Genomic DNA, 26,081 nt, shown 5'->3' with positions numbered 1-26,081 from the left:
AAGCACATACCTTCATTTGAAGCATTTTTGTAATATTTTTTACATGGTTTTTAGTTATTGATGATTTAAATCATACATTTCTTTAACAATATCATAAAAAACTTGATTTGTAGATGATATTGTACTTTTTGTATTCAAATCCACGACTACTAACGCATACTTAGGCTTGTCGGCAGGAAAGTATCCAGCAAACCACTTATTGACGATTTCGTTCTTTACATCAATTTCAGCAGTACCAGATTTTCCTGCTACTGAGTAAGGAAGATCTCGAAAACGCCTCCCCGTGCCATCATCACTTTGAACAACTTGACTTAGTAACTGTTGAAGTTCCCTAACTGTTTGCTTTTCTATATTTTCGCCAGGTAACTTTTTGTTTTTAAACGTATAAAGCGAAGCTTTGTTTTTATATTGAATTTCATCGACTATCTTTACTTGTCGCTTTTCTCCACCTCTAGCAATCGTAGCCATCATATTAGCAACTGCTAAAGGAGTAAGCTTCACGTCTAACTGACCGATTGCGGTTTGAGAAATGGCATTAGGAACATGTTTATTGGTATCTTTCTGCCATACTGTTCCTTTTCCCTCTTGAAGCTGTGTAAAATGGTCAAAGTGAAACACATCTCCGCTCCATCCCACAGGTTCCGTCAGACCTAATTTTTGAGCATATTGGTCCAATGAATCAGGGTTTTTTTCACTCATCTGCTTAGCTAGCTGTGCAAATGTTTTGTTACAGCTTTGAGCAAAGCTCTCTTCAAAGGATAACATCCCTTTTTGATGACCATCCTCTAACGGTTGGTCATAGATGCTTTGATTACAATTAAACGTCATATTCGGAGCAAGAATCCCTTCTTCTACTGCAGCAGCTGCCGTGACGGTTTTAAACACTGATCCAGGGACTTGTGGAATTAGCATGCGATTATATAACCCTTTTGCTTTTTCTTCATACGGGTGAGTTTGATTGATATTAGGTCTACTAGCCATGGCTAAGATGTTACTCTTTTCAATATCTAATAGTACTACTCCGCCTTCTTTTAAGTTATATTGTTCTAATAACTCTTCTACCTTTTCTTGAATTGTCAAATCCAACGTCGTTTTCACATTTACTGGATAAAAAGGATTAGCATCCCCCGTATACTTAACATCAATTCCAAACATGGGGCCCCCAAACCGGTCCACGTGATATAACAACTTCGACTCTTGCTGTGGTAGAAGAAATTCGTCAAATGTCTTTTGCATACCTGTAATGCCAATCGGCGTATTTGTTTTTAATTCCCCACTTTTCAATTTATCTTCATACTGTGCTACGATTTTCTCCTGACTTTGTCTCACTAAACCAATTACATGCTCAGCAATAGGTATAGGACGGTTATCCTTTAATGGAACACCAAAAACTCCAGGTATCTTTAATTCATTTACTTGCTTTAACTGATCAATAGTTAAATGATCTCCAACAGCTACGGGAGACCTCGTATCTTTTAGCTTTGTAACCATCTCTACTGTCGAGATTCCCGTAATAGTAGAAACCTGCTGCATAGGCCATTTCATTTCATTTAAAAACGGAAACAGCACAAGACGATTATTCGTAACGGATGTAAGCGATTGACCGTTGCGGTCTATAAATTTCCCTCTTCCATCGTCTACTACCATCTCTTGTGTGCGCTGATGAACGCTTTCTTCAATTAAATTAACATTATGATTTGAAAATGATTCTGTACTAATAAGCTGTATTTGAACGAGTCTGCCAATAAGTAAAAAAATTAACAACATAATAATAATCAAAATCGATTGCATTCGTTTTCGAACTACTCTCAATGTCGATACACCTCACTCTGTACCATTGTCGCCGATGTATCTTTTTTTCAAACAAACACAACAGATAAAATTCAGAATTAAAATTTTTTATAGAAGTAGAAAAAAAGGAAGCATCAACGAAACTATTCGTTGGCGCTTCCTTTTAACAAGCTAATTGACTTATATTTACTTTACAGTAACAATTTTAACAGCCATTTCTCCGCCTGGAGTTTGAACTGTTACTTCATCTCCAACCTGCTTGCCTATTAGGCTTTTAGCAATTGGAGAGTCATTTGAAATTTTGCCTTCAAATGGATCAGCTTCCGCACTACCTACAATTGTATACGTTTCCTCGTCTCCGTCTGGTAGTTCAACAAACGTAACAGATTTTCCTAAAGATACAATTGAAGAATTCTCTACATCTTCTTCAATAATTTTTGCATTGCGAATCATATTTTCAAGCGTTGTAATACGCCCTTCAACGAAAGCTTGCTCATCCTTTGCTGAATCGTACTCAGAGTTCTCTGATAAGTCACCAAAACTACGAGCAATCTTAATACGCTCTACTACTTCTTTACGCTTTACCGTCTTCAGATATTCTAATTCTTGTTCTAATTTTAGCTTTCCTTCTTCCGTCATTGGAAACACTTTTTCTTGTGCCATAACCCTTCACTCCTTTATAAAATCGAAATACATTAGTGCCTTATACAGTGTTTTCTGTATGTACTAAAAGGTTTCATATTCTAAAATCTCAGTGAATAGAGAAATGACAGCTTCAAATTAGAAGCTGCTCGTTTCTCTACTATATGTCAAGACCTTTTTTATAGAATATGACGATTTTATTTTCAAAAAAATCCCTGTATCTATGCTATGTTATTATAAAATCGCATTTTGTTCAAGAATTGTTTGGATTTTCGTTACCATTAAATCAATTGCTACGTGGTTTTGTCCGCCTTCTGGGATAATAATATCAGCATATCGCTTAGTTGGTTCAATAAACTGATTATGCATTGGACGTACCACTGAAATATATTGATCGACTACGGATTCTAGCGTACGCTCACGCTCTTTAATATCTCGTAACATTCGGCGGATAATACGTAAATCAGCATCTGTATCAACATACAGCTTAATATCCATTAAGTTACGCAGACGTTTGTCCTCGAGCACTAAAATCCCCTCTAAGATAATAACGTCCTTTGGCTCTTCTACAATAACTTCTTGAGAGCGAGTATGAATAGTATAATCATATACAGGTTTTTCAATGCTCTCATAATTTAATAATTTCTGCAAGTGCTCAATTAAAAGGTCATTATCAAATGCTAAAGGATGATCATAATTCGTCTGTAAACGCTGTTCAAATGGCAGGTTACTTTGGTCTTTATAATAATAGTCTTGCTCCAGAAGCATAATTGAATGACCTTTAAAATATTCATAAATTGCTTTTGTAACAGTTGTTTTTCCAGAGCCAGATCCACCAGCAATACCGATTACAACGGGCTTTTTCCCCATTTTCTTATTACATCCCCTTCCGCATCATGTTGTAAGAAGACAATGGTTTGTCTACCTTAAACGTTACAATTTGTAACGGATGACGAGCAGCGTCTAGCTCATTTCCTTTTTCATCCCAAATTGTGCCGACTACTTGTGTAAAGTTTTCAATTCCTGGGCCAAAGAATTCCACTTCGTCTCCAGGCTTAAAGTGGTTTCGTTGTTGGAGTGTTACCATGCTTGTTTCTTCATCATAGTCTAACACTAGTCCAGCAAAATCAAATGTTGTTTTCTTACCATGAATACCAAACATTTGCTCATCTACGCCTGGTACACCTTCAAAGAAAGCAGGCGCAGTATCACGATTAGCACATTTATCAAGCTCATCTAACCACTCTTTTTGAATTACAAAGTTTTCTGGGTCTGCGCAATAAGCATCAATAACTTTGCGGTAGACACTTACAACTGTTGCAATATAGTGGATTGACTTCATACGGCCTTCAATTTTTAAGCTGTCGATACCAAGCTCAATCATTTTTGGAATTGACTGAATTAAATTTAAATCTTTTGGACTCATTGCAAACGGACTATCTGACTCATTGAATAAAGGAACTTCTGTTGCTTCGCCTTCTAACTTGAATAAGTCGTAGTCCCAACGACATGACTGACAGCAACCACCACGATTTGAATCACGAGCCGTCATATGATTACTCAACGTACATCGACCAGAGTAAGCAATACACATAGCTCCGTGGATAAATGTTTCAATTTCAATATCTACTTTTTCTTTCATTTCACGTATCTCATCAGCCCCAGTTTCGCGTGCTAATACAACACGCTCTAAACCTTCCTCTTTCCAGAACTGAACAGCACGCCAGTTTGAAAGCGACTGCTGAGTGCTTAAGTGAACTTCTAGCTTTGGCGCAACCTTACGGCATGTTTCAATGATTAACGGGTCAGCTACGATAATTCCAGCTACGCCAGCAGCTTGTAATCCCATTAAATATTCATCTAAGCCATCCATGTTTTCATTATGAGCAAAGATATTTGTTGTTACATAAATACGTGCTCCGTATTTTTTGGCAAATTCTACTCCCTCAGCCATTTCTTCTAATGAAAAGTTGCCTGCATTTGAGCGAAGACCGAACTCTTTTCCACCGATAAAGACCGCATCAGCACCATAATGTACTGCTACTTTTAACTTTTCAAGATTGCCTGCTGGAGCTAACAACTCGGGCTTTTTCGTAATAACACGCTTCCCATTAACAACCGTATCGATTTGTACAGCCATAGTTAGTACCTCCTAATTGTCTACTTTTTCGATTTTTCCGTTCTCATGATGCTTAGTAAACAGTTTCTTTAAAGAAGAACCCTGTATCAAGAGGACGATTTGCTGGTTGCATTCCTTCAATTTCTTCTAGTAACTCATCTTTTAGATTTTCATACTCTTCACGATTCTCTACACATAAATCAATAGCTTTGCGATACTTTTTCGTTACCTCAATAATGTATTCTGAGCTTTTTAACACGCCGTCAATTTTAAAGACATCGACTTCCGCATCAATCATTTCTGCAAGCTCGTCGATAATACAAATATCGTTTGGACTCATGATATGTGTACCGTTCTCATCTTCGTAAATTGGATACTTGTTATCACGCTCTTTGTCGAATAAGAACATGTCTTTTTCAAGCTTACGATTTCCAACTTCCATAACCTTACCTTGATATTCAAAATAATTACCTAATAAAGAGCGCTTCGATTGGAACATACATGTCATTCCGTGGACCTGTACTTCCACTTCTACTTCTGCATGTTCTTTAATATCAATAATGCTGTCCATACTTAGCTCGCGAGCTAATACTGCACGCTTAGCACCTTTTCGCCCCCAATAATTACATGTATACCAGTTAGTTGCCGTCGTCTCTGTATTCCAGTGAAGCTTCATTTTCGGCGCAACTGCACGAGCAGCCATCAATACTGCCGGATCCCCAAAGACAATCGCATCTACGCCTGCTTCTTGTAAAAATAAGATATATTCATCTAACTCAGCTACTTTATCGTTGTGAAATAATGCATTCATAGCTACATAAACTTTTGCATGATGAGCGTGTGCAACATTAACTGCCTCTACAATATCCTCACGCTTAAAGTCTCCTGCAAGTCTTAACCCGTATCGCTGTTCACCAATTACAAATGCGTTTGCACCTGCTTCTATTAATGGTTTAATATCTGAAACAGCAGTTGGTGTTACTAATAATTCAGGTTTTTTCATTGTCAGTCACCTCTTTTTATACTAATTGCAATTCCATCCCCAATTGGTAAAATTGTGGTTTGGAAATCTGGATGTTCCATTAGCCATACGTTGTATGCATCAATTTTTTTAATTAAACTTCGCTTACGACGCGTTTCAATCTGCGATAAATCTGTTGCTACATGCCCCTTGAATAAAATATTATCTGAAATAATAATACCTTTTTTATTTAAGAGTGGTGCATAATGCTCAAAGAATCGCTGATATTGTCCTTTGGCAGCATCAATAAACACGGCATCGTAAGGGCCATTTTTTTCAATGTCTGCTTGAAGTTCTAAAGCATCTCCAAACAAGGTTTTAATCTGTTCTTTCTTTTCAGCTCGATTAATGAATAATTGAGCTTGTTTATAACGATCTTCATTACGTTCTACCGTAACGATTTTAGCATTTGGCAATGCTTCAGCCATACGAATAGCAGAATAGCCGATGGCTGTCCCAATTTCTAATATATGTGCTGGCTGATGAAGGCGAAGAATTTGAAGCAATGTTTCGATTCCGATAAGTTCCATAATTGGTACCACGTGCTCTTTTGCATAGTTCTCCATCTCTTCAACAAGCTCTGTACGCTTAGGAATAAGGTTTTCTACATATTGTTCAACATTTTGTAAAAGCAAAACACTTCCTCCGTTCAAAGAAGTATGTTTGACGTTAGTCAAAAGCGGTTATATATAGTTTGATTTACTAAATAAACGTGACTAAAGCTTTAAAAAAGCCTTAATTACCATGTACTAACGTACAAAATATACCGCAATAAAAATATACAACTAGTCTATTATAAGTGGTTTTTTTCTGAACGTAAACCCGATATATTTTAACATAAAAGTAGAGCAGATGCCAAAAGTCGAATCGATTATTAGAGCTATCCATACAAATTTATAACTAAAACCCCCTCTGCTTTTTAAAATAGAGGGGGTTTTAAACACATAATTAACATATATTATTACTTTTATTCCTTATCTTCTTCCCGAGGACCTGTGATATGAGTCGCTTTTTCCTGGTTATGTTCATCGAGTGTTTTAGTAAAGATGACTTCTCCATCTTTATTCGCTAAGAAATAAAGGTAATCTGTATCAGCGGGCTCCAAAGCTGCTTTAATGGACATTAAACCAGAGTTAGCAATTGGTCCTGGTGTAAGTCCTTTCTCTCTGTACGTATTGTAAGGTGAGTCCACTTCTAAATCTTTATAGTAGACGCGCTCACGATGTTCACCTAAAGCATATAACACCGTTGGATCCGTCTGTAATGGCATATCCTCTTCAATACGATTGTAAAACACGCTTGCAATTTTCTCGCGATCAACCTGTTTCGTTGCTTCTTCTTCAATCAAAGACGCCATTGTTAAAAGTTGATGAGCAGTATATTTTTTGCTCTTCATTTCTTTTTGATATTGAGCTAAAACACCATTTGTTTTGCCAATCATCTCGTCTAAAATAACTTCAAGCGAAATATTTGAATCATAGTAATCGTAAGTAGCAGGATACAAGTACCCTTCTAAAGGATGCCTGATATCCTTATTAAGCACTTCATCCGTCACAAGGTCCGGATATTTCTTCTTCATCTTCTCAATAAAAGCAGGATTGTCTAGAGTATCCATTACTTCTGCTTCTGTATACTTCGTTCTATTTGCAATGATAGTAGCTATCTCGTCAAGTTGACGCCCTTCTGGAATCGCTAAGCGAACATCGGGATTCTTTGATACATCTCCCGTTTCCATCATATCTACCATCTCACTTAAGCTCATGGAAGGAGAGAAAGTGTATGTTCCAGCCTGAAAACCTGATACGCTAGAAGCTTTAATATAGTATCGAAAAGCACTTTCACTTTTAATTAGCTTTTCTTCTTTTAACAACGTTCCAATCGAGCGTACTGAAGAACCTTGTGGAATCGTTATGTTTACTTGTTTACTACTGTTTTTATCAACGGGTTGTACAAATGATTGGGCATAAAAAAAGCCTCCACCAATAAGTACAGCTAAAAGAATTATTGTCACAATCATAATTTTTTTTCGTTTATTATTTTTAGGGGTTAAAAAAGACTGGTGCGACAAGTTGCATCCTCCTCTCATACGCACGCACTATTATACTACAATTTATCTCATTTTTCGTCATTATCATACAAGATCGCCTATAAAAGCAAGTGAAAAGACATATCCTCATTAGGATAGACAGTAAAGATGTAAATTATTTGAAAGAAAACCATAAAAAAAGTTGGTGGCTCTCGCCACCAACTTTTTTATTCGCCTTCTTCTTCGTCAAGGAACGTATTAACCATTTCCTCAACCATATCCCACTCTTCTTCTGTTTCGATTGGTTGAAGCTCACCATCTTCACCATTTTCGCTTGGTGTAAAGGCAGACGCATGAATTTCAATTTCTTCATCGTCGTTTTCATCTGCACCAATCGGATAATAAATCACATAAGATTTACCATATTCTTCAGAATCAAATGTGAAAAGAATCTCACATAATTGTTCGTTACCACTTTCGTCTACGATTGTAATTTTTCCTTCTTCTGTCATGTTTGACACCTCATTTTCCGGCTAGTTACTAGCGATTTTATGACAAGTTGAAAGCCCTAGCTTCTTATCAAATTAGACTCTTATAATCGAGTATAACCGTGCAGAAGCTAAGCAACAATCAACCTTATTGTTTGCTGTCTAAATATCCTTGAAGAATCATAACAGCTGCCATCTTATCGATGACTTTTTTACGCTTTTTACGACTAACATCCGCTGAAAGTAGCACACGCTCTGCAGCCATTGTCGATAAACGCTCATCCCACATCATCGTTTCAATGTCTAGATTCTTCGTTAGTTCCTCCGCAAATTGAAGACAAGCTTCACCGCGAGGACCGATTGTTCCATTCATATTTTTGGGTAGTCCAACAATGACTTTCTCAACTGAATATTCATCAATTAACTGCTGTAATCGAGGATAAGACTCCTTCATTTGCTCATCAGCAATTTTAATAGTCTCAATTCCTTGAGCTGTCCAGCCCATTTCATCGCTTACAGCTACGCCAATCGTTTTCGTACCAACATCTAATCCTAATACGCGCATTTATGAATCCTTTCGATGCTGTTGTAAATAAGATTTCACAAGTTCTTCAATGAGCTCGTCTCTCTCTAATTGGCGAATTGTATTTCGCGCATCATTATGACGAGGAATGTAAGCAGGATCGCCTGATAGCAAATATCCAACGATTTGGTTAATCGGGTTATATCCTTTTTCTTTCAATGCGTCATAAACCGTAAATAAAACCTCATGGACGCTTGTTTCAGCTGGCTCATCTTGAAAATTGAATTGCATTGTTTTATCAAATGAACTCATTTTCCCACCTCACTCGTTTAATTTGTGAGCACATTATGAATCATGTTAAGTCTTACTTCTATTGTACACCAAGAAAGCGGAGAATTAAACGGATTTAACCCATTCTTCTACAATCTTCAATGCATTTTCAATTTGGTTCGGGTCTTTTCCGCCTGCTTGAGCCATATCTGGACGCCCGCCGCCGCCGCCGCCACAAATTGTTGCCACTTCTTTTACAATCTTACCTGCATGATGACCTTTTGAAATTAAATCTTTTGTCACTCCCGCAACGATGTTTACTTTTTCACCTTGAGGTGCTGCTAGTACAATAACTGCTGAGTCAAGTTTTTGCTTTAAGTCATCTACCATTGAACGAAGATTGTTCATATCCGTTGCGTTTACTTTTTCTGCTAGGACACTCACACCGTTTACGTCTTTTACACGGTCAATTAAGTTTCCTGCTTCAATATTTCCTAATTTTGTTGCTAATGACTCATTTTCACGTTGAAGCTGGCGAATCTCTTCTAGTAAACCTTCTACACGTCCAACAAGATCGCGAGGATTTGCTTTCGCTTTTGCTGCTGCTTCTTTTAACAATGTTACTTGGTCATTCATCAACTGGTAAGCTGCTTTTCCAGTTACTGCTTCAATACGACGTGTTCCAGCTCCAATTCCTGATTCTGACACAATCTTAAATAGACCAATTTCAGACGTGTTCGCAACGTGGCAACCACCACAAAGTTCTAAGCTATAGTTTCCAACTTGAACAACTCGAACGATATCACCATATTTTTCACCAAACAGCGCCATTGCTCCCATTGCTTTTGCTTCGTCAATAGCTTTATTTTCAATATTTACCGCAATGTTTCCCCAAATTTTTTCGTTAACAATCGTCTCAATTTTTTCAATTTCTTCCGCTGTTACTTGGCCAAAATGAGAGAAGTCAAAACGTAAGCGACCTGGAGTTACTAATGAACCAGCTTGGTTAACATGCGTTCCTAACGTATCTTTTAACGCTTGATGAAGGAGGTGAGTTGCCGTATGGTTTTTCACAATTGCGTCGCGCTTTTTCCCACTAATTGTTGCTGTGTATGTTTCACCCTTTACAAGCTCACCATTTCTTACTTCTACCGTGTGTACGTTTTGGCCATTTGGTGCCTTTTGTACATCTTTAACAGACGCCACAGCTGTCGCATTTGAAATTTCTCCTTGGTCAGCAATCTGTCCACCGCTCTCAGCGTAGAATGGAGTTTGCTTTAAAATAACCTGTGCTTCTTGACCTTCTGTTACTCTATCAACAAGCTCGCCATTTACAATAATGGCTTCGATGAACGTTTCCACTTCATCTTTATCGTAGCCGACAAATTCACTTTCAACTGTTAATTCGCCTAGTACGCCACCTTGAACTTGCATAGAGTTAGAATCTTGTCGAGCCGCTCTTGCGCGTTCACGTTGACCTGCCATTTCTTTCTCAAAACCAGCATGGTCTATTTTCATTTTTTCATCTTCTGCATATTCTTCCGTTAACTCTACAGGGAAGCCATACGTATCATATAAGCGGAATACATCTTCACCAGAAATTATATTACTGCTTTGGTCTTTTGCTTTTTTAATCATCGTTGCTAAGATAGCAAGACCTTCATTTAACGTTTCATGGAAACGCTCTTCCTCGTTTTTCACAACACGCTGAATAAAGTCTGTTTTATCTTTAACTTCTGGATAGAAATCAACCATAATCTCGCCTACAACGGGTACTAGCTCATACATAAACGGACGATTGATGCCTAATTTCTTCGCATAGCGCACAGCGCGACGCAATAAACGACGCAGTACATATCCACGGCCTTCATTTGATGGAAGAGCTCCGTCTCCAACGGCAAATGTTACCGTACGAATATGGTCAGCAATTACTTTAAATGCCACGTCCTTTTCATCTTCCGTGCGGTACTTAGCACCTGAGATACTTTCAGTTGCTTCAATAATTGGCATGAATAAATCTGTATCAAAGTTTGTTGGTACATCTTGAATGACAGATACCATACGCTCTAGTCCCATTCCTGTATCAATGTTTTTCTTTGGTAGCGGTGTGTAGGTATGGTCTGGATTGTGGTTAAATTGAGAAAATACTAAGTTCCAGATTTCTAAATAGCGTTCGTTTTCTCCACCAGGGTACAGCTCAGGATCTGTTAAGTCGTTTCCATAAGCTTCACCACGGTCATAGAAAATCTCTGTATTTGGTCCACTTGGTCCTTCACCGATATCCCAGAAGTTACCCTCTAAACGAATAATACGCTCTTTTGGAACACCGATTTTTTCATTCCAAAGCTTAAATGCTTCTTCGTCTTCTGGATGAATAGTAACCGATAGTTTTTCAGAATCAAAGCCAATCCATTTATCACTTGTTAAGAATTCCCAAGCCCAGTCGATTGCTTCTTCCTTAAAATATTCACCGATTGAAAAGTTACCTAACATTTCAAAGAACGTATGGTGACGCGCTGTTTTACCGACATTTTCAATATCATTTGTACGAATTGATTTTTGAGCATTACAAATACGTGGGTTTTGTGGAATGACACGTCCGTCAAAGTATTTCTTTAGCGTGGCAACACCACTGTTAATCCATAAAAGGGATGGGTCTTCATGAGGTACAAGAGAAGCACTTGGCTCTACATCATGACCTTTTTCTTTAAAGAAATCCAAGTACATTTGGCGCACTTGTGCAGATGTTAACTTTTTCATGATTGGTTCCTCCTTTAGAACTCTTCATTATTTATAGACAAAAACAGAATGACCTAAAAGCAGCTTGCTTCATTACGCACAATACAATAGGCAATTTTAGAAATTTGCGCACAAAAAAACTCTCATCCCAAAAAGCAGGGACGAGAGTTTAGCTCGCGGTACCACCCTGATTATGAACATCCTTGTATGTTCATCACCTTCATCGCATTAACGCTGCTGAAACGGCAGGTTTTTCCTGCACTCAGGACTAGCTATTCAGCTATTCTTTGTATTGCACCTCTTTCAGCCTTGGAAGTGCTTCTCTTATATACCAGTGTACAGCCTACTTGGTTCCATCATTGTATTGTTTACTATGTAACGTTTTCTATGGCGATATTATGACAAATTCGGGTTGCTTTGTCAATGTTTCAAAGTATGCCCTCGCACATGTAGAATTGAAATTTTTACAACAGCTAAAATGGGAACAGCAATAATTAACCCAAATACTCCTCCAAATTCTCCTCCAAGCAAAAGCGCTAAGATTATAAAAAGAGGATGAATATGTAAGCTCTTCCCTACAATTAGAGGAGATAAAACATTGCCTTCTAAAAATTGAAGCACAAAAATAATGACGACAACAATTAGCACAAGCTTAACAGAGACCGTCATAGAGAGAATAGCGGCCGGTACTGCTCCAATAATTGGGCCAAAATACGGAATGATATTCGTAATGCCTATGATTACTCCTAGCAACAGTGCGTACGGTACGTTAAAAAACCAAAATGCAGCCGTGGCAATGGCACCTATGATGAGACAAACAAAAAACTGCCCTCTAAGATAGCTCCCTAATGACAAATTTACATCATGTAGAAAATGCTTTCCTTCCTCATGCCATCTTTTTGGCACAATATATGCGACTGCTTTTCGAACAAGCCCAAAGTCTTTTAGCAGGTAGAATACAATAAATGGAATAATAATGAGAATTAAAAATGAATTAACGATGGATTTAACTCCCTCCATTACTCGTAATAACCATGCGTTAACAGTTTGCTCTAAATCGACAATACTTTGTTCAATTTTCTCATGAACTCCGTTTGGCAGGGTTGAAGTACGATCATGAATTTCATGCACCCACCCCTTATACATCTCCGTAAGTTCGGGCAACTGTTCATTTAATTCTTTTAGCTGAATAACGAAAAGAGGAAATCCTTTATAGATGCCATAACCTATTCCACCAAAAAAGATGAGGTAAATGAGTAAAATAGCAAGAGGTCGCGGAACACCTCTTTCATGCGTCTTCTCAATAATTGGATGAAGTAAATATGTAATAAAGGCAGCAACAAAAAAAGGCAACATTGCTTTAAAAAACATCTCAAGAAACGGTAGCCAAACAAACTTTATTTTAAATAAAAGCAATATACAAAGCAGTGCCAGCAAAAAAATCCCCAAGCGATAAAACCATTTAATCGGTACCTCTTTCACAATAAACTCCTCCTCATGTTTATTTTTCAACAAAGAAAAGAGTTTATTCATGATGTTTTTAAGATATCCTTTGACATAAAAAAAACCCTTGCTAAGCAAGAGCTTTTTTTGTAAAGAGACCAACAATGATTTTAGTGCATTGCTTTCATTACACGCTTGCGCATTTTTTTCATATTGCGCTTTGTAAACATATCTCGGTCATCTGCCATTTTAAACGCATAAGCCCCTAGACCAAAAGCAACTACTGACGGAATAATTCGATTCATCGCAAAGCCCCCCCTAAATGAGTTAAAAGTTCATCGTACGCTCATCCTCTGAAAATAGATCATCCAATGAGCTTAATGTGCCATCCTCTTCTACTTGGTGGGTATTAATTTGTCCTTTTGAAATCGTCATTTCAATAAAACAATTCCAGCAATAATATTGATTAACCCCAATTTTACCAACATCAATACTTCTACAGTTTGGACACTTTAACAAAGTGAACACCTCTTTTATACGTTCGTTTATAAAACGTATTCTGTCCACTTTTTACCATGTCCATACCTAAACACCAGGGTAGGAGGAGGGAATTAAACAATGCTTAATTCTTTTGTAGGTTGCGATATCTTACATAAAATCATACGGCGTAAGGTTTTCCATACCAATATTTGCATCTTTCATAAATGGAACCTCAGGATCTTCTAACTCATCAACTAATTGCTCTTTGAGAAGAGCTTGTAGATTGGTTTGCCGAACGCTATCTTCGTTCCGATTTACGCCAATTTGAAACGCTTCTTCTTCGCCACATAAGATTAAGAACTGCTTGCTTCTGGTGACGGCTGTATAGAGAAGGTTTCGTCTCAGCATTCGATAATAGCTTTTCACAATAGGCAACACAACAATGGGGAACTCACTTCCTTGTGATTTATGAATAGAACAGCAGTACGCATGCGTAATCTGATTAAAGTCTTGTTTCGTATACGTTACTTCATTTCCTTCGAATGAAATAACGAGCATATCCTGCTTCTCTGTATTTTCTTTGGCGAAAAAAACAGATACAATCTCCCCCATATCCCCATTAAAAACATTGCTATCCGGTTGATTGACAAGCTGAAGCACCTTATCGCCTACACGATAGGTTACATCTCCATGCTTCAGTTCTCTCCGTTGATGAGAAGCCGGATTAAATAACTCTTGAAGGACTTCATTCATCTTATCAATACCAGCTGGACCTTTATACATTGGAGCTAACACCTGAATATCTTTAGCCGTATAGCCTTTTTTTACAGCATTGCCACACACTTGTTTGACGACATCTGTAATTTGCCCACCGTAACAGCGAATAAAAGAACGATCACCTTGTTGATTAGTTAAATCGGATGGAAGACGTCCTTTTTTAATTTCATGGGCCAAATCAATGATAGATGAACCTTCTTCTTGGCGATACACGTCTGTTAATCGTACGGTAGGAACGGCTTCAGAATGTAATAAGTCTTTCAGTACCTGGCCAGGACCAACTGAAGGCAATTGGTCTTCATCTCCTACAAGCACTACTTGGATGCTAGCTGGAAGTGATTTAAAGAGTTGGTGAGCAAGCCATAGATCTACCATGGAGACCTCATCCACAATCAACAACTTGCCATTGATTGGATTCTCTTCATTGTGGTCAAATCCTTCTTGTCCATTCCACTTTAGAAGCCTGTGAATCGTCACCGCTGGTAAGCCCGTTGCCTCACTCATACGCTTAGCCGCTCGTCCAGTAGGAGCGACAAGCAATACGGGAAACCCTTCGTCTTTTTTATAATCGCCTGGATTTAACGAACAGCCATGAAGCTCTGCATAAAGTTCTACAATACCTTTAATTACTGTTGTTTTACCCGTCCCTGGGCCTCCTGTAAGAAGAAGCATTGGGGATAAAAGTGCTTTTTGAATCCCTTCCCTTTGCGAAGGTGCATATTGTACGCCTAAACGTTCTTCTAACTCCCCTAGAGCTAGAAGGAACTCTGATTCGGGAAATTGCTCTGCGTACTCTGTTTGGGCCATGAGCTTGCTAATTGCTTTAACGACTCCTTTTTCAGCATAAAAAAGCGGTGGAAAGTACATTTTATCGTCATCAATAATAATCTTTTTCTCTTCTTTTAATGCGTCAATCTCGCGTGTAATATCCATTTCTGAGAGTGGCTCTTGACGACTCTTTTGTAACAGTTCTCCCGTTTTCTGATAGAGCTGCTCTGCTTTCACATAGACGTGTCCCATTTGATTGCATTCATGTTCAATAACATATAAAATCCCAGCTCGAAGCCGATTAGGGTGATTGGTTGCTAACCCGAGCTTTCTCCCTAATTCATCCGCTCGATTAAAGCCAATTCCTTGCACATCTTCTACGAGCTGATAGGGATTTGTTTGAATCACTTCTAGAGCTTCTTGTTTATAAGCTTGGAAAATTTTCATAGAAAGCTGCGGACCAAAACCCAAATCTGTCAGCTTAACCATTACTTCTTCTAACCCCTGGTGCTCTCTTAGCTGAGCAATTAGCTTTTCAGCTTTATCAGCAGAAAGTCTAGGCACCTTTTTTAATACTGCAGGGTCTTGTAGCATTCGGTAAATTGCACGCTCACCCAGTGCTTCTACAATATTTTCTGCCGTTTTTTTACCAATACCATTAAAGAGATCACTTGATAAGTACTGAATAACCCCTTGCTTTGATTGGGGAAGCTCTTTTTTAAACTGCTCTACTTGAAACTGAAGGCCAAATTTCGGATGTTCTTTAAAATTTCCAATAAAAGTGTAAAGCTCATCTTCATTTAAACGAGGGAAATAACCCGTAACAATCGCTTCTTTATCGTCCATAGATACATTTGTTTCTTTTATTCTAATTCTTGTTACGTTATACAAGTTTTCTTCGTTATGAAAGACCGTGACAATTGCCGTGCCTTTTATGTACGTTTTCTCTTCCTCGGGTTGTAAAGGGTTTAGAACTTCCTCACTCATACTATTCCCCCATTTTTACATTCACTTCTTAGTGTTCCATCATTGAAAGAACATTTTTACCATTTGCTGCTAGATGATGATCTGGTTGGATTTCTAATGCTTGATCAAACATTGAGATAGCTTTATCTTTATCATCTTTCATCGCATAAGCTACGCCTAAATTGTAGTAAGCATCAGCATGTTCTTCATCTTCTTGGACAACGCGAAGTAACTCTTCTACCGCTTCATCTACCATTTCCAGTTGAGCTAAACAAAGTCCAAGCTGAAATCTGGCTTCTGTATCGTGTTCATTGAGCTCTACTGCTCGTTTTAAATAAGGCAGAGCATACGTTGTTTGTTCTAAATGAAATAGTGTTAAGCCAAGCATAAAATGCGCATCTGAAGAATTTAAGCCCTTTTTAATAGCTAAATCAAAATAATGCTTCGCTTGTTCTAATTGCTCAAGGTTAAAGTACACGTTACCAGCACCATAATAAGCAGTTGCTGTTTCCTCATCAATTTCAATTGCCCGTTCATAAAATTTTAGTGCTCGATCCGTTTCGCTAACTGCGGCTAAAAGGTTGCCGAAGTTTACGTATACAACTGGATCTTTTGGATTTTCTTCAATTGCTTCTGAAAATGTTTTTGCTGCTTCTTCAAATTTTCCATCTTGCATATATTGAATACCTAATTGATTTTTATCTGTCATATTTCACTCCACCGTTGTTTTTTATTAGTTTATCCCATTACTAGTAGTATATCATAACAAAACCCCCGCTCTACAGAGCCGAGGTTTCGTTAAAAAGCCTTTGGATTCGTATTACACGTACCAAAGCTGCTCTTCATCTTTATACACATTATCGATTGTAGCTCCACCTAGACACTCTTCACCGTTATAAAATACAACAGCTTGTCCTGGCGTTACGGCACGAACTGGTTTCTTAAAAAGTACTTTAACCGTATTTTCGTCTAGCTTTTCAACCGTTACTTCATTATCTTCTTGACGATAACGGAATTTAGCTGTACAAGAAAGCGGCTCGTTCCACTCACGATCACTTACCCAGCTAACATTAGTTGCTGTAATAGACGTTGAGTATAACAGTTCATTATGAAACCCTTGATCAACATAAAGAACATTCTTTTCTAAATCTTTACCAACAGCAAACCAAGGCTCTCCGCTTCCACCAATTCCAAGCCCGTGACGTTGACCGATTGTATAATACATCAGGCCATCATGATTTCCTTTTACTTCACCATCTAACGTTTGCATAAGACCAGGCTGAGCTGGAAGGTACTGACTTAAAAACTCTTTGAAATTGCGTTCTCCAATAAAACAAATGCCCGTGCTATCCTTCTTAGTAGCTGTCGCAAGTCCCGCTTCTTTCGCAATCTCACGCACTTTGGATTTTTCGATTCCTCCAAGTGGAAACATCACTTTTGAGAGCTGCTCTTGACCAAGCTGGTTTAAGAAATACGTTTGGTCTTTGTTATTGTCTACTCCGCGAAGCATTTTGTACTCACCATCACGATACGCTACTTGCGCGTAGTGACCTGTTGCTAAATAGTCTGCTCCAAGCGTCATCGCATGTTCTAAAAATGCTTTAAATTTAATTTCTTTATTACACATAACATCAGGATTTGGCGTACGACCTGCTTTGTACTCATCAAGGAAATACGTAAATACTTTATCCCAATATTGTTTCTCAAAGTTGACTGCATAGTATGGTATACCGATTTGATTACATACGCGAATGACATCATTGTAATCTTCTGTTGCTGTACATACGCCATTTTCATCCGTATCATCCCAGTTTTTCATAAAGATTCCAATTACATCATAACCTTGTTGTTTTAATAAAAGAGCAGCAACTGAAGAGTCTACTCCTCCACTCATTCCAACAACAACACGCGTATCTTTTGGTGCTTTCGTCAACTTAGTCACCTCCAATAAACGTGTTCTTTTATTTTGCCAATCGCTTTACGATTGTTGCTGTTTTACGAGCTAATTCTTCTATTTGCTCCATCGTATTACCCAAGCCAAAGCTAAAGCGAATTGAAGAGGTAATACGATCAGATTCTTTGCCAAACATTGCGACAAGTACGTGAGACGGATCAACAGTTCCTGCTGTACAAGCTGATCCACTTGATGCAGCAATTCCTGCTAAATCTAGATTCACAAGCATGGATTCTACGTTTACACGTTCAAAAGAAAGATTCAGTACGTGTGGTAAAGCATAATCGACATTACCATTGACGTTAAACGATACCTGCTCCTCTTCTAGTATCTGCATCATTCGTTCTTTAAACTGCTTATACTGAACTGCGCGTTCTTTTAATGATTCTTGCGCAATGCGAACAGCTTGTTCAAACCCAACAATGCTTGCCATATTTTCTGTACCCGCTCTACGCTTTCGCTCTTGCTCTCCTCCGAATAAAAGCGGTGAAAGCACAACGTGTGGAGCAACATATAAAAAGCCAATTCCTTTAGGTCCGTTGATTTTATGAGAAGAAACAGAAAGAAGATCGACACCTAATTGTTGCACATTTAAAGAAATTAATCCATAAGCTTGCACTGCATCCGTATGGAAATAAGCACCATGTTCTTTTAGCAGTGCACCAATTTCTAAGATTGGTTGGATTGTACCAACCTCATTGTTGCCATACATAACTGAAACTAAAATTGTTTTATCCGTTAATGAGCGTTTAATATCTTCAATGGATACACGCCCAGTTTCATCAACCGGTAGATATGTCACTTCAAAACCTTGTTCTTCTAGAAACTGACAGGTATGCAAGACAGCATGATGCTCAATAGATGTAGTAATAATATGATTGCCACGATGTTTATTCGCAAGCGCAACACCAATCAACGCCATGTTATCTGCTTCTGTTCCACCGCTCGTAAAGATAATGTCATTTTCACGTGCTCCAATACTGCTGGCAATTGTTTGACGCGCTTCATCTAGATATCTACGGCTTTCTCGTCCATAGTGATGAATGCTTGACGGATTCCCAAAATGTTCATGCATAAACGTCGTCATTCTTTCAACAACCGCTGGATGTACAGGAGACGTGGCTGCATGGTCTACATAAATACGCTCCAACTAAAAACTCCTCCTAAATCAGCAAATTAAATATAAAACATGTATGATTCTTGTTCGCCATCTGAATGATTCGCTAAATCTTCAAGCGTTGTACTATCCAACACTTCTTTAACCGCGTCACGAATGCGAATCCACAGCTCTCTTTTAGCTGGCTCTTCGTCTTCCAACCCTTCTACTGGACTGATTGGTCCTTCTAGTACCGAAATAATGTCTCCTGCTGTAATATTTGCAGGTTCATGTGCTAAAATATAGCCACCGTATGCACCTCTAACACTTTTCACAAGGCCTGCATTACGAAGAGGGGAAATTAACTGCTCAAGGTAATGTTCTGATAAGTCATGGTTTTGAGCAATTGTTTTCAATGAAATGGGTCCTTCACCAAAACGTTTTGCTAATGCAATCATAATTGTCAAACCATAGCGTCCTTTTGTCGAGATTTTCATCTTCTCCACTCCTTCTTATATTCAATAAAGGTGTTTATAATAGGTCGTTCATTGTTTCAAATTAAAATAGCCCATTCAAAAACGTTATACTGTTGACATTATATCATACTATCCCTATGAGATAAATTTCAACACTTTTTTAGATATGATACAGTAAAGAAAAACTACATATCCAATCCTAAAAGGAGGTCAGTGTATGAATAATAACCCACTTGCATTTCGCATGCGCCCTAAATCTATCAACGAAATTATCGGACAACAGCATCTTGTTGGAAAAGACAAAATGATTTATCGAATGGTCAAAGCCAACCACTTGAGTTCAATGATTTTGTACGGCCCGCCTGGCGTAGGAAAAACGTCTATTGCTACAGCTATTGCAAAAACAACCAAAATAGCTTTCCGGCAGCTAAATGCGGTTGTGAATAATAAGAAAGATATGGAAATTGTAGCTGAAGAAGCAAAAATGTCTGGCAAAGTAATCTTGTTATTGGATGAAGTTCATCGGTTAGATAAAGGGAAACAAGACTTTTTACTTCCTTATTTGGAAAATGGACTTATTACGTTAATTGGAGCTACTACCAGTAACCCTTATCATGCGATTAACCCAGCGATTCGAAGTAGGTGTCAAATCTTTGAACTAAAACCCTTAGAACCGGATGATATTGAACAAGCCTTAACCAGAGCACTACATGATAAAGAGCGCGGATATGGCGATCAGAATGTTCAGGTTGATCATGATGCAATGCTTCACTTCACAACGAGCTGTAACGGCGATGTTCGTTCCGCTCTAAATGCCCTTGAACTTGCTATTTTATCTACGGACGAAAATGAGGAAGGCTTTATTCATATCACGCTTAAGATTGCTGAGCAGTGCTTACAGCAAAAATATTTTTCCCATGATAAAGATAGAGATGCTCATTACGATGTACTTTCAGCATTTCAAAAATCCATTCGAGGAAGTGATGTGAATGCCGCTCTTCATTACTTAGGAAGACTGATTGAAGCTGGTGATTTAATAAGCATTAACAGACGACTTTTAGTCATTGCATACGAAGATGTTGGACTAGCAAGCCCTCAAGCCGGTGCAAGAACGCTATCCGCCATTGAATCAGCTGAGAGGCTAGGACTTCCAGAAGCACGTATACCGCTAGCTACTGCCGTCATTGAACTTTGTTTATCACCAAAGTCAAACTCAGCTTACAAAGCACTTGACGCTGCTATTGCTGATATAAAAAAAGGCTTGTCTGGTGAGGTTCCCAATCATTTAAAAGACGGCCATTATAAAGGAGCAGCTAAGCTTGGGAGAGCACAGAATTATCAATATCCTCACGACTTTGAAAGTGGATGGGTTAAACAGCAATACCTTCCTGATAAAATAAAGAATAAACGCTATTATGAACCAAAAAGAACAGGAAAATTTGAACAAGCATTAGCACAGGTTTATAAGAATTTATCCACATAATAAAAGCCCCAAAGAGGCCAGGTTTTAAAAGATAAAGATAAACTTTATTTTTAAAATTCAGAGCCTAATGGGGCTTTTTTTCTTACTTATCGTCACCAACACGTTTAATTGTTACGTCTGCTAACAGTTCATTAATAACATGTCCAGCCATGATTAAACCGGCAACAGAAGGAACAAATGCATTTGATGATGGTGGCATTTTAGCTTTGCGAATTTCGGCTGCATCGTTTCCTACTTCTTTACGAATTTCTTCACGAATAACGATTGGTCTTTCATCCGAAAAGACAACGTTAATTCCTTTGCGAACTCCTTCTTTACGCAGTCGCGTACGTACTACCTTCGCAATTGGATCTGTATGGGTTTTGGAAATATCAGCAATTTTAAAGCGAGTTGGGTCCATTTTATTAGCAGCGCCCATGCTTGAGATTACCGGAATATTTCGTCTTAGACACTCTTTCATCAAATGAATTTTATATGAAATAGTATCAGACGCATCAACCACGAAGTCAGGGTCATAGCTAAAGAACTGCTCATATGTTTCTTCTGTATAGAACATTTTTAACGAAATGACTTCGCAATCTGGATTAATATCAAGAATTCGATCGCGCATTAAATCTGCCTTTGGTTTCCCTACTGTTGATAATAAAGCATGAATTTGACGATTAACGTTTGTGATATCCACATCGTCTTTATCAACTAAAATTAATCGTCCAACTCCTGAGCGAGCAAGCGCTTCTGCCGAAAATGAACCAACGCCTCCAATACCTAGAACAGCTACTGTACTGCCTTTTAAAGTTGCTAAGCCATCTTTTCCAATCGCTAGCTCATTACGTGAAAATTGATGCAACATTGTTTAAACACTCCGCCTTTCTATTTCAACACTTTTTTAATAGTGTGTACTTTTCAAGTTTTTCTACCATCGTAAATGCTTGCATAATGGTTTTTATACGAATTAGACTATAACACACTTTTCTTCAAAAGCAAGCATGTCTATCGGGTTACGTATTAAAAACTCATAAAAAAACCTTCTCTATCTAAAACAGAGAAGGTTTTTATGTACGCTAGTCCCAATAATGCCGTCTTAGTGCTTTTGTTTTGAACCCGCTCTCAGCAGGTGGGTACTCTGTTTTACACATTGTAAGTCCTTAGAAAAGGCATGTACGCTGTATAAAAACTCCGAATTCCCAAGCAACAAATTGTTCGGTCAAAACTGTTGTAAAGACGAACATATCAGGACTCTATTGTTCTTGAAAGTATCTTATCACAGAAGATTTTTTTTTGCAATATTATGCTTCTGTTTTTGTTTTTCGAATATCTAAATTCAATTCCACAAGCTGAGCCTCACTTACCTCACCCGGTGCGTTTGTTAATAGACAGCTTGCGCTCGCTGTTTTCGGGAACGCAATCGTATCGCGAAGATTTGTACGTCCAGCAAGAAGCATAACCAGACGATCAAGTCCTAATGCAATTCCACCGTGAGGAGGTGTTCCGTATTCAAACGCTTCAAGTAAGAAGCCAAATTGTTCATGCGCTTCTTCAAGGGTAAAGCCAAGCGTTTTGAACATTTGCTCCTGAATATCACGCTCATAAATACGCAGTGATCCGCCACCAAGCTCATAGCCGTTTAAAACAAGATCATATGCTTGAGCGCGAACGGCACCTGGGTTTGTTTCTAACTGAGGTAAATCTTCACGAACTGGCATTGTAAACGGATGGTGAGCCGCATAGTAACGACCTTCTTCCTCATCATGCTCAAGAAGTGGCCAATCAGTTACCCATAGGAAATTGAATAATGACTCATCAATTAAGCCCAGCTCTTTAGCAAGCTTTAAGCGAAGTGCACCTAATGCATCTGCTACTACTGATTTTTTATCAGCAACAAATAATAATAAATCCCCTTCTTCTGCTTGTAACGTGTTCATAAACTGCCCTTGTTCTTCTTCATTAAAGAATTTACTAATTGGTCCTTTTAGTCCTTCAGCTTCAACTTTTAACCATGCAAGGCCTTTAGCACCGTAAATCTTAACAAAGTCTGTTAACGCATCAATATCTTTGCGAGAATAATTCTGAGCAGCTCCTTTAACAGCGATTGCTTTAACCTGACCGCCGCTTTCTACTGCAGCACTGAATACTTTAAACCCACAGTCTTTTACAAGTTCAGATAAATCGACAAGCTCCATAGCGAATCGCGTATCCGGCTTATCAGAGCCAAATCGACTCATCGCTTCATCATAAGACATGCGTGGGAACGGTGTCTGAATATCTAAACCTTTTACATTTTTCATTACTTTTGACATCATTTCTTCTGTCATTGTCATAATTTCTTCTTGTGTTAAGAAAGAAGTTTCAATATCGACTTGCGTAAATTCTGGCTGGCGATCCGCACGTAAGTCTTCATCACGGAAGCAGCGCGCGATTTGGTAGTAGCGTTCTACACCACTTACCATTAACAGCTGCTTAAATATTTGCGGCGACTGTGGAAGCGCGTAAAATTCTCCTGGATGCACACGGCTTGGTACAAGGTAATCACGTGCACCTTCTGGGGTACTTTTTGTTAGAATCGGTGTTTCTACATCTAAAAAGTCGTTGTCATCTAAGAAGTTGCGAATAGTCTTTGTAATATCGCTTCTCATCTTTAGTGTTGAAAACATCTCCGGACGGCGAAGGTCTAGGTAACGATATTTTAAACGCACATCTTCTGATACATCTGTTTGATCATTCAGAGCAAATGGAGGCGTTTTTGCTTCGTTTAATACTGTGATACGCTCAGCGTGAATTTCAATTTTCCCTGTTTTCAAGTTAGGGTTAATCGTACCTTCTTGTCTACCTACTACTTCACCCTCAACCTGCAATACGTACTCGTTTCGAACAGTTTCAGCGATTTCAAGCGCTTCTTTCGACACCTCAGGGTTAAATACTACTTGTACTAAACCTCCTCGGTCACGTAAATCAATAAAGATTAATCCTCCTAAGTCACGGCGCTTTTGCACCCAACCTTTTAGCAGTACTTTTTCACCGATGACCGTCTCCGTTACGTCACCACAGTAATATGAACGTTTTGTCATGACTATTCCTCCTTAAGCTTTGTTCTGTAAGTAAGCTACTAGCTCTTCTAACTTCACTTCTTCTTGCTGACCTAATGCCATATCTTTCACATTAGCTACGCCTTTTTCTAACTCGTCATCTCCAAGGACCACTACATATTTTGCTTCTAAGCGATCTGCAGATTTAAATTGGCCTTTTACTTTTTTATCTTGGTAGTCTTTTTCTGTTACAAAGCCCGCTTTTCGAAGTTTATTCACAAGCGCCACTGATTTTGCTTTCGCTGCGTCCCCAAGCGTAACAACATAGCAATCAATACCCTTTTCTACCGGAAGCTCAATGCTTTCAGCTTCTAAGGCTGATAGTAAGCGCTCGATACTTAAAGCAAATCCAATACCTGGTGTTTCAGGACCACCGATTTCCTGAATTAGTCCGTTATAGCGTCCTCCACCACATAGCGTAGTAATAGCACCGAATCCTTCAGCTTCACTCATTAGCTCAAATGCTGTGTGATTATAGTAATCTAACCCGCGAACTAACGTTGGATCAACAACATACTCAATGTCTAAGTCCGTTAAGTATTGCTGTACATTTTCAAAGTATTCTTTTGAATAGTCATTTAAATATTCTAAGATAGATGGTGCCGTATGCATAAGCTCGTGATCACGATCTTTTTTACAATCTAAAATGCGAAGTGGATTTTTGTGCAAGCGGTTTTGACAATCGCTACAAAACTCACCAATTCGCGGAGAGAAATGATTAATTAGCGCCTGACGATGCGCTTGACGACTTTCTGTATCTCCTAAGCTGTTTACAACTAGCTTTAGCTTCTTTAAACCTAGGGATTGGTAAAAATTCATTAAAAGCGCCAACACTTCTGCATCGATAGCTGGATCATTCACACCAAGTGCTTCAACACCAAACTGAACGAATTGACGGAAGCGTCCCGCTTGCGGTCTTTCATATCGAAACATTGGGCCAATATAGAAAAGCTTCGTTGGTTGATTTGGATTCCCAAACATTTTATGCGTTACGTAAGAACGTCCAACAGCAGCAGTTCCTTCTGGACGAAGCGTTAAACTTCTATCTCCGCGATCTTTAAAGGTATACATTTCTTTCTGAACGATATCCGTTGTTTCTCCCACACCACGCTGAAATAGCTCAGTATGTTCAAACATCGGTGTACGAATTTCCTTGTAGTTAAATGCACGACAGATTTCACGAGCTTTTTGCTCAACAAACTGCCAGTATTCTACTTTTCCTGGTAAGATATCTTGAGTTCCTCTTGGTATTTGAACTGACATAAAGCGTCATATGCCTCCTATAACTTCATTTTCTATAACAAAAAAACTCTCATCTCTACTAGCAACTAGTAGGGACGAGAGTTTAAATCACGTGGTACCACCCTAATTGAAGCATACCATGCTGCATACTTCCACTCATTCGTTAACGTACGAAACCGTTCAACTCCTACTAACCATGCTTTCAGAGCGAAACCTCCAAAGTGTTCATTCATTGAGTCATCATGTAAAATGCTTTCAGCCCAAGGCACTTTTTCTCTCTCCATGTGTCATCTCAACTACTTTTCTTTATCATAGGCTCTATTCATATAAAATTAAGCTATGTAATAGCCATTCGTTAAAATATAGCAATTGTTTACTATATTACGAATGAAATGAACAGTTGTCAAGAACTTCACGGCTATAAATTGTTGGTAAGTTGGAAGCGAAATGAATTATGAACGATTTAGCTGTTTTCTAAGCTTTTGTACATCTCGAAGCGACAAACCAAATTCTGACGCTAATTCAATTGAAGAAGCATCCTTTTCTTTATCTACGAAGTCGTGGAACTGCATGCCGAAAAGCGACTGATTTTGTTGAAAGGAATGCTCACCTTTATCACTAAATTTCACGTATACCCCTTCTTTCCATGTACTTTTACACTACATATGCTCTTTATAGCATTGCCAAAAAAGTC

24 protein-coding genes, 1 other RNA gene and 1 other annotated feature are annotated in these 26,081 nt (G+C 38.5%); of the genes, 1 reads left to right on the top strand and 24 read right to left on the bottom strand.

Annotation, left to right across the window (positions count from 1 at the left end; genetic code table 11):
• Positions 1 to 54: 54 nt before the first annotated feature.
• The 19 genes from V2145_RS01735 to cymR all read right to left on the bottom strand — a co-directional run bounded on the left by V2145_RS01735 (position 55) and on the right by cymR (position 19,600).
• A complete protein-coding gene (locus V2145_RS01735; protein WP_311856602.1) occupies positions 55 to 1,812 on the bottom strand; it encodes a peptidoglycan D,D-transpeptidase FtsI family protein in 1,758 nt (585 codons plus the stop codon).
• Positions 1,813 to 1,977: 165 nt separating this feature from the next.
• Positions 1,978 to 2,454 (bottom strand): transcription elongation factor GreA, encoded by a 477-nt coding sequence (gene greA, locus V2145_RS01730; RefSeq protein WP_094910875.1) that lies wholly within the window; start codon positions 2,452 to 2,454, stop codon positions 1,978 to 1,980.
• Between the two features lie 213 nt (positions 2,455 to 2,667).
• Positions 2,668 to 3,303 carry a uridine kinase gene (udk, locus tag V2145_RS01725; protein ID WP_094910876.1) on the bottom strand — a complete coding sequence of 212 codons (636 nt, stop codon included), beginning with the start codon at positions 3,301 to 3,303 and terminating at the stop codon, positions 2,668 to 2,670.
• 7 nt (positions 3,304 to 3,310) lie between these two features.
• Positions 3,311 to 4,573: a peptidase U32 family protein gene (locus tag V2145_RS01720; protein WP_094910877.1), complete on the bottom strand. Its 1,263-nt coding sequence runs from the start codon at positions 4,571 to 4,573 to the stop codon at positions 3,311 to 3,313.
• A 52-nt stretch (positions 4,574 to 4,625) separates the two neighbouring features.
• Complete coding sequence (locus V2145_RS01715) at positions 4,626 to 5,555, bottom strand: peptidase U32 family protein (RefSeq protein ID WP_094910878.1); 930 nt, start codon at positions 5,553 to 5,555, stop codon at positions 4,626 to 4,628.
• A gap of 2 nt (positions 5,556 to 5,557) precedes the next feature.
• The gene (locus V2145_RS01710; RefSeq protein ID WP_210609517.1) at positions 5,558 to 6,208 is read right to left on the bottom strand and encodes an O-methyltransferase; all 651 of its coding nucleotides are present in this window, start codon (positions 6,206 to 6,208) and stop codon (positions 5,558 to 5,560) included.
• 332 nt (positions 6,209 to 6,540) lie between these two features.
• Positions 6,541 to 7,641, bottom strand: coding sequence for an endolytic transglycosylase MltG (gene mltG / locus V2145_RS01705; RefSeq protein ID WP_311856595.1), 1,101 nt, complete (start codon positions 7,639 to 7,641; stop codon positions 6,541 to 6,543).
• A gap of 185 nt (positions 7,642 to 7,826) precedes the next feature.
• Complete coding sequence (locus V2145_RS01700) at positions 7,827 to 8,120, bottom strand: DUF1292 domain-containing protein (RefSeq protein WP_256993314.1); 294 nt, start codon at positions 8,118 to 8,120, stop codon at positions 7,827 to 7,829.
• A gap of 115 nt (positions 8,121 to 8,235) precedes the next feature.
• The gene (ruvX, locus tag V2145_RS01695) at positions 8,236 to 8,652 is read right to left on the bottom strand and encodes a Holliday junction resolvase RuvX (protein ID WP_094910881.1); all 417 of its coding nucleotides are present in this window, start codon (positions 8,650 to 8,652) and stop codon (positions 8,236 to 8,238) included.
• Positions 8,653 to 8,922: an IreB family regulatory phosphoprotein gene (locus V2145_RS01690; protein ID WP_094910882.1), complete on the bottom strand. Its 270-nt coding sequence runs from the start codon at positions 8,920 to 8,922 to the stop codon at positions 8,653 to 8,655.
• An 84-nt stretch (positions 8,923 to 9,006) separates the two neighbouring features.
• Positions 9,007 to 11,640 carry an alanine--tRNA ligase gene (alaS, locus tag V2145_RS01685; RefSeq protein WP_330987271.1) on the bottom strand — a complete coding sequence of 878 codons (2,634 nt, stop codon included), beginning with the start codon at positions 11,638 to 11,640 and terminating at the stop codon, positions 9,007 to 9,009.
• 399 nt (positions 11,641 to 12,039) lie between these two features.
• On the bottom strand, positions 12,040 to 13,104 hold the full coding sequence (locus tag V2145_RS01680; RefSeq protein WP_397428327.1) for an AI-2E family transporter: 1,065 nt from the start codon (positions 13,102 to 13,104) through the stop codon (positions 12,040 to 12,042).
• 128 nt (positions 13,105 to 13,232) lie between these two features.
• Complete coding sequence (locus tag V2145_RS01675; RefSeq protein ID WP_094910885.1) at positions 13,233 to 13,367, bottom strand: YrzQ family protein; 135 nt, start codon at positions 13,365 to 13,367, stop codon at positions 13,233 to 13,235.
• A 22-nt stretch (positions 13,368 to 13,389) separates the two neighbouring features.
• Positions 13,390 to 13,581 (bottom strand): hypothetical protein, encoded by a 192-nt coding sequence (locus V2145_RS01670; RefSeq protein ID WP_131888322.1) that lies wholly within the window; start codon positions 13,579 to 13,581, stop codon positions 13,390 to 13,392.
• Between the two features lie 129 nt (positions 13,582 to 13,710).
• Complete coding sequence (gene recD2, locus V2145_RS01665) at positions 13,711 to 16,074, bottom strand: SF1B family DNA helicase RecD2 (protein WP_094910887.1); 2,364 nt, start codon at positions 16,072 to 16,074, stop codon at positions 13,711 to 13,713.
• A gap of 28 nt (positions 16,075 to 16,102) precedes the next feature.
• Positions 16,103 to 16,762 carry a tetratricopeptide repeat protein gene (locus tag V2145_RS01660; RefSeq protein ID WP_094910888.1) on the bottom strand — a complete coding sequence of 220 codons (660 nt, stop codon included), beginning with the start codon at positions 16,760 to 16,762 and terminating at the stop codon, positions 16,103 to 16,105.
• 111 nt (positions 16,763 to 16,873) lie between these two features.
• Positions 16,874 to 17,986: a tRNA 2-thiouridine(34) synthase MnmA gene (gene mnmA, locus V2145_RS01655; protein WP_131888323.1), complete on the bottom strand. Its 1,113-nt coding sequence runs from the start codon at positions 17,984 to 17,986 to the stop codon at positions 16,874 to 16,876.
• Positions 17,987 to 18,014: 28 nt separating this feature from the next.
• Positions 18,015 to 19,157 carry a cysteine desulfurase family protein gene (locus V2145_RS01650; RefSeq protein WP_311856580.1) on the bottom strand — a complete coding sequence of 381 codons (1,143 nt, stop codon included), beginning with the start codon at positions 19,155 to 19,157 and terminating at the stop codon, positions 18,015 to 18,017.
• A gap of 26 nt (positions 19,158 to 19,183) precedes the next feature.
• Positions 19,184 to 19,600 (bottom strand): cysteine metabolism transcriptional regulator CymR, encoded by a 417-nt coding sequence (cymR, locus tag V2145_RS01645; protein ID WP_094910890.1) that lies wholly within the window; start codon positions 19,598 to 19,600, stop codon positions 19,184 to 19,186.
• A 196-nt stretch (positions 19,601 to 19,796) separates the two neighbouring features.
• Here cymR and V2145_RS01640 point away from each other — a divergent pair, with 196 nt between their 5' ends.
• A complete protein-coding gene (locus tag V2145_RS01640) occupies positions 19,797 to 21,062 on the top strand; it encodes a replication-associated recombination protein A (RefSeq protein ID WP_330987270.1) in 1,266 nt (421 codons plus the stop codon).
• Positions 21,063 to 21,144: 82 nt separating this feature from the next.
• On the opposite strand, the gene V2145_RS01635 is transcribed toward V2145_RS01640, so the two are convergent.
• The 5 genes from V2145_RS01635 to V2145_RS01615 all read right to left on the bottom strand — a co-directional run bounded on the left by V2145_RS01635 (position 21,145) and on the right by V2145_RS01615 (position 26,016).
• Positions 21,145 to 21,912 (bottom strand): tRNA threonylcarbamoyladenosine dehydratase, encoded by a 768-nt coding sequence (locus tag V2145_RS01635; RefSeq protein WP_094910892.1) that lies wholly within the window; start codon positions 21,910 to 21,912, stop codon positions 21,145 to 21,147.
• Between the two features lie 210 nt (positions 21,913 to 22,122).
• Positions 22,123 to 22,302: non-coding RNA, 6S RNA (gene ssrS / locus V2145_RS01630), on the bottom strand.
• 46 nt (positions 22,303 to 22,348) lie between these two features.
• The gene (aspS, locus tag V2145_RS01625; RefSeq protein ID WP_131888325.1) at positions 22,349 to 24,127 is read right to left on the bottom strand and encodes an aspartate--tRNA ligase; all 1,779 of its coding nucleotides are present in this window, start codon (positions 24,125 to 24,127) and stop codon (positions 22,349 to 22,351) included.
• Positions 24,128 to 24,139: 12 nt separating this feature from the next.
• Complete coding sequence (gene hisS / locus V2145_RS01620) at positions 24,140 to 25,408, bottom strand: histidine--tRNA ligase (RefSeq protein ID WP_330987269.1); 1,269 nt, start codon at positions 25,406 to 25,408, stop codon at positions 24,140 to 24,142.
• A gap of 67 nt (positions 25,409 to 25,475) precedes the next feature.
• Positions 25,476 to 25,709 (bottom strand) — a binding site (T-box leader).
• 130 nt (positions 25,710 to 25,839) lie between these two features.
• Positions 25,840 to 26,016, bottom strand: coding sequence for a hypothetical protein (locus V2145_RS01615; RefSeq protein ID WP_035321387.1), 177 nt, complete (start codon positions 26,014 to 26,016; stop codon positions 25,840 to 25,842).
• Between the last annotated feature and the right edge of the window lie 65 nt (positions 26,017 to 26,081).

Origin of the sequence: Priestia sp. GS2 (assembly GCF_036409025.1) — a bacterium.
GTDB classification, from domain to species: domain Bacteria; phylum Bacillota; class Bacilli; order Bacillales; family Bacillaceae_H; genus Priestia; species Priestia aryabhattai_A.
The sequence above is the reverse complement of the archived record's forward strand: the minus strand, read 5'-3'. Positions and strand labels throughout refer to the sequence as shown.